Source organism: Trichocoleus sp. DQ-U1 (genome assembly GCF_039961925.1).
In the GTDB taxonomy this organism is placed as follows: Bacteria; Cyanobacteriota; Cyanobacteriia; order Cyanobacteriales; family FACHB-T130; genus FACHB-T130.
In genome coordinates, this window is sequence record NZ_JAMPKB010000027.1 from 56,930 (window position 1) to 73,722 (window position 16,793).

General features: G+C 48.1%; 18 protein-coding genes. 9 read left to right on the forward strand and 9 right to left on the reverse strand.

What is annotated here, in order from left to right:
* Positions 1-131: 131 nt before the first annotated feature.
* A complete protein-coding gene (locus NDI34_RS13485; protein WP_190985035.1) occupies positions 132-944 on the forward strand; it encodes a DUF928 domain-containing protein in 813 nt (270 codons plus the stop codon).
* A 52-nt stretch (positions 945-996) separates the two neighbouring features.
* Here the strand turns inward: NDI34_RS13485 and NDI34_RS13490 are convergent, their stop codons facing one another.
* The 8 genes from NDI34_RS13490 to NDI34_RS13525 all read right to left on the reverse strand — a co-directional run bounded on the left by NDI34_RS13490 (position 997) and on the right by NDI34_RS13525 (position 6,029).
* On the reverse strand, positions 997-1,155 hold the full coding sequence (locus tag NDI34_RS13490; protein WP_347276133.1) for a DUF6760 family protein: 159 nt from the start codon (positions 1,153-1,155) through the stop codon (positions 997-999).
* Positions 1,140-1,517 (reverse strand): phage tail assembly protein, encoded by a 378-nt coding sequence (locus tag NDI34_RS13495; protein ID WP_348232901.1) that lies wholly within the window; start codon positions 1,515-1,517, stop codon positions 1,140-1,142. Before NDI34_RS13495 ends, NDI34_RS13490 begins: the two co-directional genes overlap by 16 nt.
* A 9-nt stretch (positions 1,518-1,526) precedes the next feature.
* Positions 1,527-1,886 (reverse strand): hypothetical protein, encoded by a 360-nt coding sequence (locus NDI34_RS13500; protein WP_190412607.1) that lies wholly within the window; start codon positions 1,884-1,886, stop codon positions 1,527-1,529.
* Positions 1,873-2,379: a phage tail protein gene (locus tag NDI34_RS13505; RefSeq protein WP_348232902.1), complete on the reverse strand. Its 507-nt coding sequence runs from the start codon at positions 2,377-2,379 to the stop codon at positions 1,873-1,875. Before NDI34_RS13505 ends, NDI34_RS13500 begins: the two co-directional genes overlap by 14 nt.
* Positions 2,380-2,501: 122 nt before the next feature.
* Positions 2,502-3,002 (reverse strand): phage tail protein, encoded by a 501-nt coding sequence (locus NDI34_RS13510; protein WP_190412609.1) that lies wholly within the window; start codon positions 3,000-3,002, stop codon positions 2,502-2,504.
* A gap of 107 nt (positions 3,003-3,109) precedes the next feature.
* A complete protein-coding gene (locus NDI34_RS13515) occupies positions 3,110-3,580 on the reverse strand; it encodes a phage tail protein (protein WP_190412610.1) in 471 nt (156 codons plus the stop codon).
* Positions 3,581-3,662: 82 nt separating this feature from the next.
* A complete protein-coding gene (locus NDI34_RS13520) occupies positions 3,663-5,381 on the reverse strand; it encodes a phage tail sheath C-terminal domain-containing protein (protein WP_190412611.1) in 1,719 nt (572 codons plus the stop codon).
* A gap of 99 nt (positions 5,382-5,480) precedes the next feature.
* Positions 5,481-6,029, reverse strand: a complete 549-nt coding sequence (locus NDI34_RS13525; protein WP_190412612.1) for a Pvc16 family protein — start codon at positions 6,027-6,029, stop codon at positions 5,481-5,483.
* A 240-nt stretch (positions 6,030-6,269) separates the two neighbouring features.
* Between NDI34_RS13525 and NDI34_RS13530 the strand changes: the two genes are divergently transcribed.
* The 4 genes from NDI34_RS13530 (at position 6,270) to NDI34_RS13545 (ending at position 11,663) form a co-directional block, all read left to right on the forward strand.
* Positions 6,270-7,424, forward strand: a complete 1,155-nt coding sequence (locus NDI34_RS13530) for a HAMP domain-containing sensor histidine kinase (RefSeq protein WP_348232903.1) — start codon at positions 6,270-6,272, stop codon at positions 7,422-7,424.
* A gap of 79 nt (positions 7,425-7,503) precedes the next feature.
* Positions 7,504-8,181: a response regulator transcription factor gene (locus NDI34_RS13535; protein ID WP_190412614.1), complete on the forward strand. Its 678-nt coding sequence runs from the start codon at positions 7,504-7,506 to the stop codon at positions 8,179-8,181.
* 99 nt (positions 8,182-8,280) lie between these two features.
* On the forward strand, positions 8,281-9,627 hold the full coding sequence (locus NDI34_RS13540) for a DUF4255 domain-containing protein (RefSeq protein ID WP_348232904.1): 1,347 nt from the start codon (positions 8,281-8,283) through the stop codon (positions 9,625-9,627).
* Positions 9,624-11,663 carry an ATP-binding protein gene (locus NDI34_RS13545; protein ID WP_348232905.1) on the forward strand — a complete coding sequence of 680 codons (2,040 nt, stop codon included), beginning with the start codon at positions 9,624-9,626 and terminating at the stop codon, positions 11,661-11,663. Before NDI34_RS13540 ends, NDI34_RS13545 begins: the two co-directional genes overlap by 4 nt.
* Positions 11,664-11,774: 111 nt before the next feature.
* Here the strand turns inward: NDI34_RS13545 and NDI34_RS13550 are convergent, their stop codons facing one another.
* The gene (locus NDI34_RS13550) at positions 11,775-11,984 is read right to left on the reverse strand and encodes a Nif11-like leader peptide family natural product precursor (protein WP_190528434.1); all 210 of its coding nucleotides are present in this window, start codon (positions 11,982-11,984) and stop codon (positions 11,775-11,777) included.
* Positions 11,985-12,056: 72 nt separating this feature from the next.
* Here NDI34_RS13550 and NDI34_RS13555 point away from each other — a divergent pair, with 72 nt between their 5' ends.
* From NDI34_RS13555 to NDI34_RS13570, 4 genes are all read left to right on the forward strand, one after another.
* Positions 12,057-14,408, forward strand: a complete 2,352-nt coding sequence (locus NDI34_RS13555; protein WP_190687942.1) for a substrate-binding domain-containing protein — start codon at positions 12,057-12,059, stop codon at positions 14,406-14,408.
* Between the two features lie 142 nt (positions 14,409-14,550).
* On the forward strand, positions 14,551-14,838 hold the full coding sequence (locus NDI34_RS13560) for a hypothetical protein (protein WP_199304833.1): 288 nt from the start codon (positions 14,551-14,553) through the stop codon (positions 14,836-14,838).
* A complete protein-coding gene (locus tag NDI34_RS13565) occupies positions 14,838-15,428 on the forward strand; it encodes a phage tail protein (RefSeq protein ID WP_190412619.1) in 591 nt (196 codons plus the stop codon). The genes NDI34_RS13560 and NDI34_RS13565 overlap by 1 nt, the downstream gene beginning before the upstream one ends.
* A 19-nt stretch (positions 15,429-15,447) precedes the next feature.
* Positions 15,448-16,793: hypothetical protein (locus NDI34_RS13570; protein WP_348232906.1), on the forward strand; the 1,346-nt coding region annotated here is incomplete at its 3' end.

The window sequence follows — 16,793 nt, forward strand, 5'->3', positions numbered from 1 at the left end:
CGGTCGCGATCGAGTTTATTTACAAAGCACGATGCCTCATGGAGGCGATCCCTTTGGAAAGTGTTTCGATCCCTTTGTATGCACTCCGCTTGCTGCTCGCTAGGTAAACCCACTGCAACAACTTAAAGATTATGGTGAACAAGTCTTCTGTGTATTTCACAACACTCTCCTTAGCCTTGTTTGTGGGGCTTAGTGCGATCGCTACCAGCTTTCCAGCCACCGCCACCACAAAAAGCAAACCGATTCAACAACCCAGCCTGAACCGTAGGGAAATGCGTGTGGCAGGTCGCTTAAGATTTAGGCTGCCAAGGGTTGGGGCACCCAAAACTAGAGAACCGGGAGCATCGCGTGGTAGCAGCAGCAGCAGCTGCACCGCCCAAGGAAAGTCGCTCATGGCATTGTTGCCCAGCACAAATGTAGGCTTGAGTGTAGCTGCTCACCCGACCTTCTTTGTTGCCGTTCCCGGAACTTCCGCACAGGAAGCAGAGTTTGCGCTGTATGACGGGGAAAAAAGTACGCAGGCAAAATACGAAACAACATTTCCGATTCCGAATAAGGCAGGTGTTGTTAGTATTCGCCTTCCTCAAAAGGATGCACCACCGCTAGTTGTTGGCAAAACATACCGTTGGTCGTTATCACTAATTTGTGACCCCGAAGATCGGGGGGCAGATATTCTTGTAGAAGGATGGATTCAACGAGTCCAACCGAGTTCCCTCCTGAGCAATGCGTTAGCGAAAGCAGCACCGCGCGACCGCCCAGCAATCTATGCAGATGCGGGGATGTGGCTTGATACCGTCGCCTCTCTAGCTGACTTACGTAACGCCAATCCTAAAGATTCCAGCTTAATTAGCGATTGGAAAGACTTGTTAAAGTCAGTTAATCTCGGCACAGTTGCTGAAGAACCCTTAGTGAAGGTAGACATCAGCCAGAATCCAACGCCCTAAAATAAAGCATTGTAGATGAAGCAGGGGCAAGGGTTCTCCCCTTGCCCCTGCTTTATTCTGGCTGCACCAGCTGACTAATTTCTGTCACCCAATCCCGGCGATCGCGATGTTCTAGATTGAGGATATCCTCTAAAGACCAGTGAAAGTGAAAAGCTATCAAGGCTACCTCTTGGCGTAGTACGTCCGAAGGGTAGCCTAGAATTCCCCCGATAGAGAAAGCTCCACCTGAAATTGACGATTGCACTGGGGACACTGAACCGGAATGTAAGCTTCCCCCTCCTGGTTAATGCGATTGTAAAACTCCCGCAAATATGCTAGATCTCGCGAGAAAAGACCCTCTAACAGTGTAGGCGTTACCTCGGTTACAGTACCGATACAGGTAATCACCCGCGAGAGCATTACCAAGACTCCATAAGCTGGATTCTCCTGAACGCCCCGGTCTTTTTGGACGCACATTTCATCTTTTGCCGTTGCCAGACGCATCACCCCCTGGCGATGAACGCCCCCTTGAGCATCGATCAATCCTCTAGGGAGGACAAATTCAAATTCTGTTTGGATGCGATCGCTGTCCATCTCGTCGGGTTACTCGGAATCAGAAGCCAGTGCAGGATTTGCAGAGGGGTTCGTGGCTTCTTTCAATCCTGCATTTTCCTGTTCTAGGTCATTAATTTGACGATAAAATTTCTGGAGATAATTCAGGTCACAAGCAAAAAAGCCTTCAACGACTGAAGGCGTGACCTCCTCCAACGCTCCTAAGCGGACAATGACGCGGGACAAAATAATCACTGTAGCGTAGGCAGGATTTGATTTAACACGCGGATCTCGCAAAGGAACAATCTCATCCATCGCCCTCGACAAACGCATCACACCTTTGCGGTGCAGATTGCCATCCGCATCGAGATATCCTTTAGGTAAAGTAAATTCAAACTCAGTTTGAATCATTCCTTGCTACTTGAATCCGTTTTAACTGTTCAACTGTCATTTCTATTTCTTCAATCTCCACCTCACCCCCAGCCGCATTCACATCAGAAATTTTATAGCTAGTAGGCCACGCCCGTTGAAACTCAAATCTAAACTGTTCTTCCGCCGCTTGATTATAAATCACCAAAGAACCATCTCGTCGTTGTTCAGCCCAATCGCCATCCTGGACAGCTTGAATCCAGTTCCATAACGTCATCGAACAAGTCAGACCCCGGCGCAGAGTAATATTGCTGTAACTAACCTTACCCGGAATTTTTGTACTGACAATTCGACCCTTAGATTCCCCATCTTTTCCCCACTTTTGAGGTGTCACCTCAGAGATTTCTATCACCTGTTGGGTAGACTTAAAACCACTACAATCCATAAAGTAGCCGTCTACTGCATCATTGCTGCCATTTAGTTTTAGTTCTAGAAAAAATCGGCAAGTGGTGAGAATTTCAGGGAAGTCTGTCACAGTTGATACCGCCTTACAACTAATGAGCTTTCGAGCTGATAAATCAATGACTGGTGAATAAGACTGTGTAACATCTCACCTCACCAGCGCAGTTTTACAGGGAGTTGGCTTTAAAATTCTTTCTACGCCGATACAGTAAACTTCATCCGCTCGTAGTTAAGCTTAAGCGTCCAAGTTTCCAGTTCGCTACTTCCTGCGTCCCGCTTAGGAACATCAAAACTATTGGGAAGCACGCCTACAAAGCTGTACGTTAACCCCACCTTCCCCTCTGAACCGGAGTAATAGACATTAATTGTCATTTCTTTGCGTAAAGTTCGCGCTTTTGCAGCTTCCCCAAGGTTAGCTTTCGAGGCACAATCCTTGTACCACTCCCACAGCTTATCGTCATTTCCGCCTTGATGCGCTCCTGGCACCAAAACGAGCGTTATCTCGCCATACTTCGGTTGACTTGGAACACTGAGAACCAGCGATTTTCCCTTCGGGCCAGAACCGATGGCATTATCAGCACCCTTTGGGGACATATCTACTGACATCCCACTGACTTCTTTGATAATGATGTCTTTGATATCACCAATTGCTACATCGTAGTTATCACTAGATAGTAACTCAACAGCATCAGCCATAAATAACCTTCCAATCAATTACAAAGTGCAAAGGAATGATTTTTGCGATCGCTTCTTAAAGCGAACAAAATTAAGAATATTGTCTCAAACACCCAGACTTAGATAGATCAAGCTGGATCAAATTGGTCAACCTGTAGCGTAAAGGTTTCTTCAAGCAACCCGCCATCTGCACTGAGTTTCCCGATTTGATATTTACAAATCCAAACTCCGCTCATCTTCCAAGAGTCCACCATTTCTCCGGCTGAGTTATAGGATTTTATTACGCCTTCTGCCATCCTGGCACTCGTTGGAAAACCGCCACCATCCTCTGCTTTTGGCATACACTGTAGCAACCACTTTCGCATCAGTGAGCTAGTGCTTTTTGCATCTCCACTCGCTAGGGTTACTAAAGTAATTTGAACCGCGGCTTCCCTTTTCTTAGTAAGAGTTTGCCGTACAGCTCCCTTGGCACCAGACATTAGGGCATCACCGTGTTGAACGTCAGTCTTATATGCTGGTAAGTCAACACTTTTAAACTGTAAACCGTCACCTACGCCCTTAATTTCTAATTCAAAATTCTCAACGGTAATAATCGCCATTATTCAAAACCTCCTTACAAATTTTTCAATATCAGCTCAGATATCAGCTCTTGATCAAGAGCTGATATCTGAGAGTTTTAACCTACTGGTTAGGAGACCACTGACTGATGCGGAAGATCACAAATTCCGCTGGTCGGACTGGGCAAACTCCAATTTCGACATACAAACGACCCAGCATTACCGTCTCATGGGTGTTGATACTGGCATCGCACTTCACGTAGAAGGATTCACCAGGCGAACCACCGAATAACGCCCCTGCACGCCACAGCCGTTCGAGGAAATTGCTGACCGTGCGGGTAACTCGCGCCCACAAATCTTGATCGTTAGGCTCGAACACAACCCACTGGGTACCGATTTCAATCGAGCGCTCAATGTAGCTAATCAGGCGGCGGACGCTGATATAGCGCCACTGGACATTAGCCGGTTCTACCAGAGTCCGTGCGCCCCAAACTTGGAAACCTCGGTTGTAGTTAGCAAAGTTGCGGATACAGTTAATCCCCACCGGGTTCAACAGTTCCTGTTCGCGGAAGTTAGTTTCGTAGGCTAGACCCAAGACACCGCGAGGAACTTCGTTGGCGGGTGCTTTAAAAACGCCACGGGTCTCATCGGTGCGGCACCAAATCCCCATCATGTGACCGCAGGGGGGAACCAAAATCGGTCGTCCGGCATTGCGTGGGTTCGCTACTTTAATCCAGGGATAGTACAACGCCCCAAACATGGAACGACGATTGAAGTTACTTAACCACTGAGCTACGTGCTGAGGCTTTTGTTGCTCAGGGGGTACAGGCTCGCCGCCTCCCTTGCAAGGTGGTGGGTCGAGAACTACCATGCGATAGTTGGGGCTGGGTGCGTTGTTTTCGCACATGCTAACCATCATTTCCATGATGCCGTGAACCTGATCCAAATCCAGCAGGCCGCGTTGGTATGCCAGCATTAGGTCGGGGCAAGCAATCATCGAAACTTCGTCAATTTCAAAAATCCCTTGGACGCCCGTGCGGTCATCGCGCACCCCATTTACATCCCGTGGAAAGCGTTCAGGGCTAGAAATGACGGGTGGAGGGCTGACTTCATAGGTGCCGTTGACAGGTCGTCGAGACAGGGGTTGTCCGCTGGTGGACATATCGGTGACGGACAAAAATTGAGATGCCTCTTGGTCGCCAATCCCCTCATTAATCGCAGTGATGACATAGGTACCCACTTGCGCCTCGACGTCCGGGTTCATGGTCAGGTGGCTGTACTCTTCGAGTTTCTCTCCACCGCGACTAACGATGACTTTAAAGTATTCACCCGTGTTGAGTGGGGGTTCTGCCTCTGGATCTTCAGGAGCTTTGGGTTCATCGGGAAGGATTGAAACATTGACTCGTCCACCGGGTAAGGCAAGAGCTGAGCTACCATCCTCTTCGCCTTCGGATGCCTTAATCGCAAACATCAAAGAGGGACGATTTCCAGAGGTTCTGAGCTTTGTGGCTGTTTCCTCCGGTGCTGGTGGTTCCGAACCGGGGAGTTTGGTACCAATGCTAGTCACCCAACAGCGTCCACCGCCGTTCATAAACCAGCCATTGACGGCAAAAGGGAGGTAGGCGTTGAAGTCTGTGTAACCATCGGAGCCTTGTTTGGCAAAATACTCTAGGTATTGGCTCCAGTTGGTAATCATCATGGGTTTGAACAGTTCGGCATCACCGCGTACATCCTCGGTAAAGCCAACAAACCCAGCAACACTCATGCTTACGCCTTCAATCGGGCGACTACCACGGTCTACTTCTTCGACGTAGACACCAGGAGCAAAATAATCCATTGGCATAGCGTAGTCTTCCTTGATTAGTGGTGGGTAATCGGTAATTGGTAATCGGTAATTGGTAGGGGCGATCTAGCAGGTCGCCCCTAGAGTAGTAGGTAATTGTTACGACCTACTACCTACTACCCCATTCCCTACTACTTCTATAGGTGTGATTGGTTCTCCTTGTCCTAGCTGGTTAAAGGGAACTGTCACGGTTACATATAAAGCTGGACGTAATGGAACCCCCAGCGCACGCCATAGAGCGACGGCATCAATAAGCCCAACGGCAGAAATGGTCATTGACAAGTTGCCATAACCCCGTAGTGAAGGCGCTAGCAGCTCTTCTGGTAGCCAGCGGTAACGTAACAACAGCATCAAGGCTTCTGACAGCAGACGCTGTTCTCCCAGGACGGTACGATCCCAGGCACTGACTAGGAAGGAAATGTCAAACCATAATGGGGAATACTTCCCAAAAGTGGGTGGATGCGGTTTTTCCTGGTTAATCCTGTGGTCTACCTGACTGTTTTCCCCGATGTTGTAGCAGAACAGGTTCAGTGCTGGTCTTACATCCTGCCGCATACTAGGGTGGTTGAAATCAATTTGCTCTGTACTGAGCAGGGAAGTCCCTTCAGCCAGGATTTCTGCCAAAGTCTGGGCAGCAGCAGGGATCATAAGACTGGGTGTTTAGGCTGTATAGGTCTAGATTAGGAAGACAACCCCAGAGTGTTTATTAGACTTTGGTCGAAACTTTAAAAAATGTGTGTAAATACGGATGAAGACTGAAATCCCCGACTAAGCTAGATTTGTCATTTATTTCTTGCGGAAGATGACAAGCTCCGCAAAATGAAAATTCAGTGGTGCTTACATCCGATTCAACGTTACTGAAATATCCTGTATGGCGGGGAGTTACAGATGAAGGTTGGAATAAAACGGTTTGCTGTACAGGTGCATCCACCTTCCTCCACACTCGGTTCGCTAGGTACACCGTACCCTCCCGATCTTAGGAGTATTTGCAAGCTCCATCTCGAACAGATAGGCGCACAACTACCTGTTGTAGCCGCCTGGATTGTTTACCAAGATTCAGATACCCAAAAGCGTCAATTAATAGCCTATTATCCAGACGAGCGCCAAGGAAATTACGCAGAGTTGCCCAAATTTTTTGCTGAGGTGGGGTGGGAAGATTCCCTACCTGCGCTGAAGTTGAGCGAAATAACCAAGCGTGCTAAAAGTGCATCTGCTGACGCCGCTTGTAGCTACAACACTTATGTTTGCCCTCTCAGCGAGCAGAAAGCCAAAGAAGTTGGGTATTTGCTGTTATGGAGTAAAAATCCCCTTTCTTCGCTGCAACAAGAAGGCGTAGAAAAACAGGCTCAATTGCTGAGTCACTACCTGGTGATGTCTCGCGAGTGTTCCCGTCAAAAAGCTGAGATTCAATTACTTGAGCAAGTGCTAGGTCGTACAGAACATCAACTGCGAAATCCCTTGGCACTGATTAGTCTTTACGCCGAAAATTTATGTTTAGGGTTGCCATCCGGCTGCTTGCAAGAGCAGGCTGGGATTGTTCGCGAAACCGTGAATGAGTTAATTGAAAACTTAACGGATTTGGTTTATTGCGGACAGCAGGCAAAACTACAGGTAGCACCTTATGAGCTGCGGAAAACATTGGCTGAAAGTATCCAAGGTCTGCAACCTTGGTTAGAAGAAAAACAACTGCATATCCGCTATCCGCAGAAGCCGGTCACGCTGGCAGGGGATCGATGGCAGATGAAACACGTATTTGACAACCTATTGAGTAATGCAGTTCATTTTAGCCCCCCTGGGGGAATGATTACTTGTAATTGGCAAGTCTTTCAATCTGAAGTGCTTGTTGAAGTTTCCGATTGCGGTTCCGGGCTTTCTGAAGAAGACTTGAAACAAGTATTCACACCTTTTTATTCCAAGCGTCCAGGCGGTACTGGTTTGGGTTTGGCGATCGCAAAAAAAATTATCCTCGACCATCGAGGAACCATTTGGGTAGAAAACTTGCCTTCTGGTGGGGCACAGTTTTCCTTCACCCTACCTCGATAGCAATTTTCAGTGAGTCAGTGGGAATGATAAATGAGTTACTCACCCTCTAAAACGAACAGTCGCCTTGAGGTTCTCTAAAATGTCCGCACCAGCGCCAATTTCGATTTTACTCGTGGATGATGAACCGCGCTTTCGAGCAGGGATACGGACTCTACTTGACTTCTTGAGTAATAACGGCTCTTTTCGATTTGAGATTGTCGGAGAGGCGGCTTCTGTAGAGCAAGCGTTAAAATTAACCGCTGAGCAAAAGCCAGCGATGATTTTGCTGGATATGGAATTGCCCCCTGGAGATGGAATTACCGCCTTGATTGGTTTGGGAGAAATGTCCTATAAGGGGAAAGTGTTAGTTCTCTCAGGACACCGGGAAGACGAATGGGTGTTTCGGGCGATGCAGGCGGGTGCTAGCGGGTACGTGTTTAAAGACCGGGTGGCAACTCAACTGTGCGAAGCAATTAACACCGTCATGAAAAATGAAGTGTATTTATCGCCAGAAGTTGCAGCTTGCTTCTTTCGATTGTTTCAATTTTATGCAGGGCGATCGCATCTTTCCGGTCGGAGCATTCACTTAACCGAACGAGAGCGAGAAGTCTTACACTGGCTCGTTGAAGGATCTTCTAATGAAGAAATTGCCCGCCGCCTTTACATCACAGTCGCTACAGTTAAAGCTCACTTAACAGCAATTTTTGAAAAACTCAGTGTCACCAGCCGCACGCAAGCAATTGTAAAAGCATTAAAACTGGGATTAGTTAGTGCTTAATGGTCAGAATCTGGTCATTATCAAAAGAAACCTTTGTCAAGCTAAACTGTGAAAACGAATAAATCAGCTTTTTGCGAAGCTGATTGCTGAAATTTTTTTATGAGCAATTATTTAGCGATCGCTACTGTCACTGCTGCTTTGCAAAGAACTTTGCAAGCTGTTGTACAAATAGACCTGGATGGCGCAAGAGTGACAACGGTGCGACCCAGTAACTTAGGGAGTGGCACCCCAGAGACGGGAGTGAACATCTACCTGTATCAAGTGAGTCTCAATCCCGTGTGGCGCAGCAGTGCAGATGTGCGGAATCGCAATCGTAAGGGCGAAATGGCAAAGCGATCGCACAATGCTCTCGATCTGCATTACATGATCAGTCTCTATGGCAATGAGGTTGAGTTAGAACCGCAACGACTTTTAGGCAGCGTCGTCCGTACCCTTAAAGATCGCTCAACTCTAACCCAGGAAATGATTTGGGACACGATCGCTGATTCTAACTTTACCTACTTAGCGGACTCTAACCTCTCCGAACAGCTCGAAGAAATTAGCTTCGTGCCAATGGATTTATCTTTAGAAGATTTATCTAAAGTTTGGTCGGTATTCTTCCAAACCCCCTACACCCTATCAGTTGCTTACCGAGCGACCGTAGTCATGATAGAAGGGGAAGAAGCAGCCCAGAAAGCTTTACCCGTGCGCGAGTACAGGTTCAGCGGTGTGGTACCGTTTTCCAATCAGCCGGTGATTCAGGAAGTAGTGTCTCAAGCCGGCAGGTTTCAGGCAATCTTGGCAGACAGTACGTTGCTGATTCGGGGTAAAAATTTGAATAGCAACATCACGCGGGTTCGTCTTGGTGAGGTGGAAGCGACGCCCTCAGAAGTTCACGAAACCCAGGTCACATTGCCCCTAAGTGCCTTCTCTGCCGAGTCGCTCCGCGCAGGCGTACAAAGTCTACAGGTGATTCATCACCTCTCAAGCCCCAGCGCCCCTAGGACGAACGGGGGAGTCGAATCTAACGGCGCAACATCCAGAGGCAACTCGACCCCTGCGTTAAGCCTCCAGCCTGCTCTCCAACGCAGTGTGGAGTCGAATGTGGCACCGTTTGTATTGCGTCCAACGATTACAGAAGTAAGTATTACCGATATTCAGGGAAGTGGAGATGAACTGCGCTCGGCGAACCTGACACTGCAAGTAAATCTTACTATCGGCAACAAGCAGCGAGTTGTGGTGGCGCTGAACGAACGGTCAATCGATAACCCAGGCGCTTATCTGTTTGATGCTTTACCGCGTCGAGCCGATACAACCTCGGTAATCATTCCGGTTCGGGATGTGAAGCCAGGAGAGTATTTGGTGCGGGTACACGTAGATGGAGCGGAAAGTATGTTGAGCGTGGATACGGACAAAGACAGCCCGACCTTCCAGCAGTATATTGACCCAAAGGTAACGATTGTATGATGACCACGACTAGCGATCGCTGGCAAGTAGCGAATCAGCGCTACTTCATGGGACAAGTTGCTCGCGTGCGTCAGGCGTTAGAACGCCAAGCGGCAAAGATGCAAGGAGAGGAAAAAGTCCAGGAAGAAGATTTTCTACCTCTGACCTCGAACCTTTCGCCTCCAGCAACACTAGAACAACTGTGCAAGACCTTCGGTTTGTCAGATTTTGAGCGGGATATCCTGCTGTTGTGCGTGGGGATGGAACTTGACCCCAGTTTTCCTTCTTTATGCGCGATCGCTCAAGGCAACGAGCGGCAGGCATATCCGACAATGAGCTTAGCGCTGGCGATTCTACCTGCCTCCCACTGGGATGCGCTCACACCTACTGCCTCTTTGCGTCGCTGGCAACTGATTGAAGTTGGGACAGGCACTACACTCACCTCCAGTTCCTTGCGAATTGACGAGCGAATATTGCACTACATCGCTGGCGTGCAACATCTAGATGAACGACTCATAGGCATTATCGAGCCATTGCACCGCTCGGTTCAAAGTTTGGTGCCATCGCACCGACAAGTTGCAGAACAACTGGCAGGGGCGTGGTTGCAGGCATCGCAACAAGGTTCGGCGCTACCTGTTGTGCAGCTATGTGGAGATGAGACTGCCAGCAAACGAGCGATCGCATCTGCAACTTGCGCTCTTTTACAGCTCAACTTATATGCGATGTCCGCCCAAGCAATTCCCACCAGTCTCAGCGACTTTAACAGTATCCTGCGGCTATGGAATCGGGAAGCCATTTTAAGTGAGAGTGTCCTGTTACTCGACTGTGACGATGTCGAGACAAGCGATCCAGCGCGAGAAAATGTTATCGCCACGTTGATTGAAGGAGTCACCAGTCCGGTCATCGTCATCAGTCCCGAAAGAAGGCGATCGCGACAGCGTCCCTCAATTACGATTGATGTTAGCAAGCCAACCGCCCCCGAACAACGGGCTATCTGGCAAGATGCCTTGGGTGAAGCAGCAGAAAGCTTGAACGGACATCTAGATACGCTGGTATCCCATTTCAGCCTTAGCGCCCCTTCTATTTACGCTGTTTGTACTGAGGCAAAAGGTAGAGGAGATAATAAAAAATCTCTCTGTTCACTCAGTCCTCAGTCCTCAGTCCTCATCCCTCAGTCCTCACCCCTCAGTCCTCAAGAAACGCTCAGCACCCTCTTGTGGGATACCTGCCGTTCACAAGCTCGCCAGAGACTCAATGACCTGGCTCAACCCATTATCCCAGGAGCCAGTTGGGATGAGCTGGTATTGCCAGAGGCACAGCGACAGGTGTTGCGCGACATTGCCGCTCACGTTCGGCAACGTGCCAAAGTATACGAAAACTGGGGATTTGGCGGCAGCGGACGCGGCTTGGGCATCAGCGCCTTATTTGCCGGAGGCAGCGGTACTGGCAAAACAATGGCAGCAGATGTACTGGCTGGCGAATTGCAGCTAGACCTTTATCGCATCGACCTGAGTTCCGTCATCAGTAAGTATATCGGGGAGACAGAAAAGAACCTGCGGCGAGTATTTGATGCCGCAGAAGCTGGGGGAGCAATTCTGCTGTTTGACGAAGCTGACGCCCTGTTTGGCAAGCGTTCTGAAGTGAAAGACAGTCACGACCGTCATGCCAATATTGAAGTTGCCTACCTGTTACAACGCATGGAAGCTTACCGAGGCTTAGCGATTTTGACGACTAATTTAAAAGGTTCTCTCGATCAGGCATTTCTGCGCCGGATTCGTTTTATCGTTCAGTTTCCCTTCCCTGATGCCACCCAAAGAGCTGAAATTTGGCAGCGCATCTTCCCCAGAAAAACACCGACTGAAGGGCTAGATCCTGTGAAGCTAGCACGGCTAAACGTCGCCGGGGGAAACATTCGCAATATTGCCCTCAATGCAGCCTTTATCGCCGCAGATGCCAATGAGCCGGTCGGGATGCAACACATTTTGCAAGCAGCAAAAAGCGAATATGTCAAACTGGAAAGACCTCTCACCGATGCGGAAGTGAAAGGCTGGGTGTGAAATAAGAAAGCGAACCGACAGGTCGGCGCTAGGCTAACGCCTCGCTTCGCTGTTTTCATGCCCAAAGGGCTGTACGCTATCGCGCTAATTATTCTTTACAACTGATTAAACTTATAAACCAGGGATTTCTGACAATTCCCCTTCCAACTCTTCTACCTTAAATCCGGTTGTATCTTTCCATTCTTCAACTGTAAAGTGATAACCACATTCTTCAGCCATTTTGACTAAGGTTTCCAAGTCGGGTGCAGAGTTGAGCTTTTCCCGTAAGGCGGAGTCAGTTTGAACAGCTCTAAAAAGTTTTATTACTTCCTCTTTTGCCATCAGTTTATATTCCCAGTACGTTAAATCAATGTTAACTTACCATCCACCTATCGCTTATCCGGAGAATTTTCGGTGGCACTGACAAACATTCCCAAAATTGTTCTAAGGGAGTATCTAAGGCGGAACCCCCCCCATTTCAGACTCCACCAATACGGTTGGTTGAGTCAATACCAATGGATTGCACCTGTCGTTGACGAAATCAAAACCGAACTCGATCCGCTAACGCTAGAAGAACCAACGACTCCATCAGACCTAACAGAAGTACCGCCGCCTCAATTTACCCCGCAGGTCCAGGGAGTTGACCACCTCTACAGACAGTACCGTTGCAAGTATAGTGAAGCCTTAAGCTGTACCTTACCGTTACAAACGGTTCAGCAAGATCCAACCGCCAAATATTGCTCAGAATGTAGTTTCCCTGCCACCTTAGCTGAGAAAAGTGAGATCCGGGGACGTCGGGGAAGATATCGAATCGAAGGCTTATTGGGACGCCGGGGAATGGGACGACTGTACAAGGGAATTCAGGTTGCCGATCAGCAGCCTGTTGTGATTAAAGAGTACCTGCTTCCCGACCGTTGTTTTAACGAGGAAGAAACCCGCCTGCGTCAGCAAACCTTCGAGTTAGCAGCCGGTTTGAGTCTAGCAGATGGAAGAGTCCAAGATGTTCGCTTGCGTCACCCTTGGGACGCTATTTCTGACCCGATTGCGGAACGCTGCTATCTTGTTACCACGAGCAATTTAGATACCCATCCAACTCTAAACGCCTGCCTTGCCGCCAATGGGGCGATGACCAGTCGGCAAGTGCGCCAAGTCCTCAACCAAGTCCTGCAAACCCTGGAGTTTCTCCACGGTCAAAAGTTTAGTCTGCCCTCCGGTCAGGTGCAGCAGGGAATCGCTCACGGCAATATTAGTTTAGATAGTCTGCTGATGGTGACAGACGACCAGAAATTTTTTATCCATGTATGCGATTTGGCGCTTTGGGAACGTCTGTTCGACCTGCCAACTGCCCAAACCGTTATCCCTACAGTTACCCAAGACTTAATCGCTTTGGGATACGTGGCTTTTTACCTGTTAGTAGGACGCTCTACTGACCCCGTTTCCGGTCAGCTGCTTGACCCCAAGGATGAACAGCAATGGCCTGTAGTGGAACCTCACCTCAAAATGTTTATTTTTCGCCTTTTAGGGCTAGATGTCAGTTTTGAGAGTGCTGAGGAAGCACGACAAGCACTGTTGAAGTTGCCGCCAGAGAAACCAGTCGATCTAGTAGTTGTAGACACAGTGCCGCTAGAAGAGCAAAAAACCAAGCTGCGTCGTCTTCCCTGGCTGCTGTTGGGTGCTTTGGGAGTGACTTTGTTGGGAATACTCATCTGGTTTTTGATTCCGAAGTCCCAAGCGGGTAATCGTGCCGCCGATGATGATTTTCTGGTTTGTTGCATCAAGGAAATCCCTGGTATTCCTGCGGGTAAGTTTACTTACACAGCAGAAAAAGACGGAACATGGAGCTATATCCTGCGCCACGCCAATCTCATCTCAAAGAATAAAACTTTAGAAGACAAGCTCAGAGAACGTCAGCCAAAATTAGAGTTGAATTATCAAGCTGAGCCTTCCGGAGAGGAAGCGATCGCGAAAGTCAGTTCGCAGCAAGTAGACTTTGCGATTTCTAGCTTGGTGAGTGATTTGACCAGCGAATTGAAGTATAAACCAGTTGCCTACGATGGGCTGGTCGTGTTTGTTGCCTTCAGCTACGCCAAACGAGAGAAAAGCCTTCCTCAGTCTCTCAAGGGTCAAATTACTTTTGAGCAATTGCGTCAGCTTTACACTGGCGAAATTACTAATTGGCAAGTTTTAGGAGGGCCTGATTTACCTGTAAAACTCTATATTCCGAAAGAAACTGAGGCGGTACGAATATTTGAGCAACGAGTTCTTAAAGATGAGCAAAAAATTGCTCTATTTAGAAAATTAATTCAAAAGAGCGAGCAACCACCTCCTTTGTTTAAAAATTCCTTTGAGCCAGAAATTAAGCCTCTGTCAACCTTCGAGACTCTACGACAGGTGATTCGGGATTTTGAGGATGATGAGGTTGGAGGAATTGCCTTTGGCACAATCAGCAAAGTTTTCGGTCAATGTTCGGCTTATCCCTTAGCTTTAAAAGACGGAAATAAACCAGCAATCCAGGCGTTAATTCAAGATAATGGGAAGCCTGTAGAGCCAACAACAGACCTCTGTGATGATAAAGGAAGTTATCATCCTAATATAGAATTTTTCAAAAATAGCACCTACCCCTTGGCATATCCGATAACGGTTATTTATTCTGGAGATAACCGCCGTATCCCTGCCGGTCAAAAATTCGCCGAGCTGCTGAGAACTCTTGAGGCACAGCGATTGCTGAGCAAAGCCGGACTGGTGCCGTTACAACCGCTAGAATAGTTTTTAGATAATTACCTGCTGGATTAGAGTGAATTAGATTCTTAGAGGTTAATGGCGAATAGCTATTAGCTGAATTTAGACCTTTGTCTAGCAATCAGCCAAAAACGGATGCCCTAAGATAACAGGAAGTTTTGGTTTTTTTATGAACAGGTATTCTTCCCAACAAGCGGTTTCCGGCGCGCTCGCTAATCTGGGGACACAATCTTATCTACAACCCATTGGGAGTAGCACTCGTCCGGCTGGGTACGCAGCACCGGGTTTAGTTCCCAGTAACGATAAAGATAACCAAACTGCGGTATCAAAGACAGCCGCTAAAGTTCTGCGCGATCCTTTATTGCTGAGGCAATTGAGCGATCGCGTTTATGAATTGATGCTTGAAGATTTACGTCGTCAAAGGGAACGCAGTAGAAACTACGGAGGATACTTCTGATGCCCGCCCCACTGCCACCAGCACAGTCGTCTGCGTCAAGTCGCAATAATGGACAGAACAAAAATGGCACTAGCGTCCGCGAACTAAACTACGTTACTGCCAATCGTTTTTATGTAGAAATTCAAAGTAATATTACTGCCTGTTTCACCGAGTGCCAAGGCTTGGGCGTGACGATCAAGGCTCAAAAACACTATGAAGGCGGTGTCAACGATCAACAGAGAATTTTTCTAGGTCAGGCAGAATTTTCAGATGTGACCCTCAAGCGGGGTATCACTAATGATTTAGTTTTTTGGGATTGGATTAGTAAAATATTAAGCGATGTTGGGCGTAATCAAGGCAATAATCTACCGAAAAAAGAACGTCGTAACATTAATATTTTGGTATTCAACCCAGCAGGAGAAACAATGCAGTGTTGGACACTAATTGGTGCCGTTCCTGTTGCCTGGAAGTCAGCCTCATTAAGCGCGGATTCCAATGCAGTGGCAATTGAAGAGTTAACACTTTCATACGAGAGTTTACAGGTTGATAAGTCACGCAATGGCGGCTCTTCAATTTCCGGTGGACGCGATAGTTTGGGATACTTTGCCTAGAAATTAACACAACAAAAATATGGCGGAACATGAGGGCACAGAACCAAGGAACAATTTTCCCGATGGAGAAACGATACCCCAGGAACCCCTTGGTATCAAAAACCCCTTGCTTCCACCTAATCCGTTAGGGCAGAACTTACTAAATCCTAAATTTTTGCACCCGCTGGGAGCAAGATCGATTACCGTTTTCAATCCTTCCGGTTTTTTCTCTGAGGAAGTGGCGGATGAATTTCCGCCAGATAATCCTTTCAAGAATTCACCCTTTTTTGCAGAATCCCAAGGCTCACAATTAAGTGAATCGGTCGATGTTGACACGGCACCGATCTCGGCAGAGGCTGCTTTGCCAGTTATGCGGGCAACCGATCCAACATTAGTGCAACCCGTTTTAGCTACCGAACTACCAGCTAAAGCAGTAGGGATTGGTCCTGTCAGGACACCCATTGCAGCACCAGCAACTGAAATAAGCAATGCGATCGCTAGTTCGTCCTCACCAAGCACAATTGAGCCACCAATAGCTGCTCTCACGGCACCTCTTGAAGCATCAGGAATTGAAATAAGCAATGCGATTGCTAGTTCGCCCTCACCCAGCACAATTCAAAGGGCAGCAGCGATTGAGGCTTCCACACCGGGTGTAACACCAACAACCGAGAGAAGTAACGATAGCGCTAGTTCGCCCTCACCCAGCACAATTGAGCCACCAATAGCTGCTCTCACTGCACCCGTTGAAGCAGCAGGCACTGAAATAAGCAATGCGATTGCTAGTTCGCCCTTTTCCAGCACAATTCAAAAGGCACCAGCAATTGACGAACAAACGACACCTATTGAATCACTAGGCACTGAAATAAGCAATGAAATTGCTAGTTCGCCCTCACCCAGCACAATTCAAAGGGCAGTAACGATTGAGGCTTCCACGGCACCAGATTCAACACCAGCAACCATTGCAGCACCAAGAACTGAAATAAGCAATGAGAGCGCTAGTTCGCCCTCACCCAACACAATTGAGCCACCAATAGATGCTCTCACGGCACCCCTTGAAGCAGCAGGCACTGAAATAAGCAATGAAATTGCTAATTCGCCCTCACCTAGCACAATTCAAAGGGCAGCAGCAATTGAGGCTTCCACACCGGGTGTAACACCAACAACTGAGAGAAGTAACGATAGCGCTAATTCGCCCTCACCTAGCACAATTCAAAGGGCAGCAACAATTGACGAACAGACGGCACCCCTTGAAGCCGCAGGAATCGAAATAAGTAATGAAATTGCTAATTCGCCCTCACCTAGCACAATTCAAAGGGCAGCAGCAATTGAGGCTTCCACACCGGGTGTAACACCAACAACTGAGAGAAGTAACGATAGCGCTAATTC

Coding starts and splice junctions, on each gene's coding strand:
- NDI34_RS13495 (WP_348232901.1), bottom strand. CDS start 1,517: ATGGACAGCGATCGCATCCAAACAGAATTTGAATTTGTCCTCCCTAGA.
- NDI34_RS13535 (WP_190412614.1), top strand. CDS start 7,504: ATGTCCGCACCAGCGCCAATTTCGATTTTACTCGTGGATGATGAACCG.
- NDI34_RS13560 (WP_199304833.1), top strand. CDS start 14,551: ATGAACAGGTATTCTTCCCAACAAGCGGTTTCCGGCGCGCTCGCTAAT.
- NDI34_RS13525 (WP_190412612.1), bottom strand. CDS start 6,029: ATGATCCCTGCTGCTGCCCAGACTTTGGCAGAAATCCTGGCTGAAGGG.
- NDI34_RS13545 (WP_348232905.1), top strand. CDS start 9,624: ATGATGACCACGACTAGCGATCGCTGGCAAGTAGCGAATCAGCGCTAC.
- NDI34_RS13540 (WP_348232904.1), top strand. CDS start 8,281: ATGAGCAATTATTTAGCGATCGCTACTGTCACTGCTGCTTTGCAAAGA.
- NDI34_RS13515 (WP_190412610.1), bottom strand. CDS start 3,580: ATGGCGATTATTACCGTTGAGAATTTTGAATTAGAAATTAAGGGCGTA.
- NDI34_RS13500 (WP_190412607.1), bottom strand. CDS start 1,886: ATGATTCAAACTGAGTTTGAATTTACTTTACCTAAAGGATATCTCGAT.
- NDI34_RS13530 (WP_348232903.1), top strand. CDS start 6,270: ATGAAGGTTGGAATAAAACGGTTTGCTGTACAGGTGCATCCACCTTCC.
- NDI34_RS13520 (WP_190412611.1), bottom strand. CDS start 5,381: ATGCCAATGGATTATTTTGCTCCTGGTGTCTACGTCGAAGAAGTAGAC.
- NDI34_RS13510 (WP_190412609.1), bottom strand. CDS start 3,002: ATGGCTGATGCTGTTGAGTTACTATCTAGTGATAACTACGATGTAGCA.
- NDI34_RS13565 (WP_190412619.1), top strand. CDS start 14,838: ATGCCCGCCCCACTGCCACCAGCACAGTCGTCTGCGTCAAGTCGCAAT.
- NDI34_RS13550 (WP_190528434.1), bottom strand. CDS start 11,984: ATGGCAAAAGAGGAAGTAATAAAACTTTTTAGAGCTGTTCAAACTGAC.
- NDI34_RS13485 (WP_190985035.1), top strand. CDS start 132: ATGGTGAACAAGTCTTCTGTGTATTTCACAACACTCTCCTTAGCCTTG.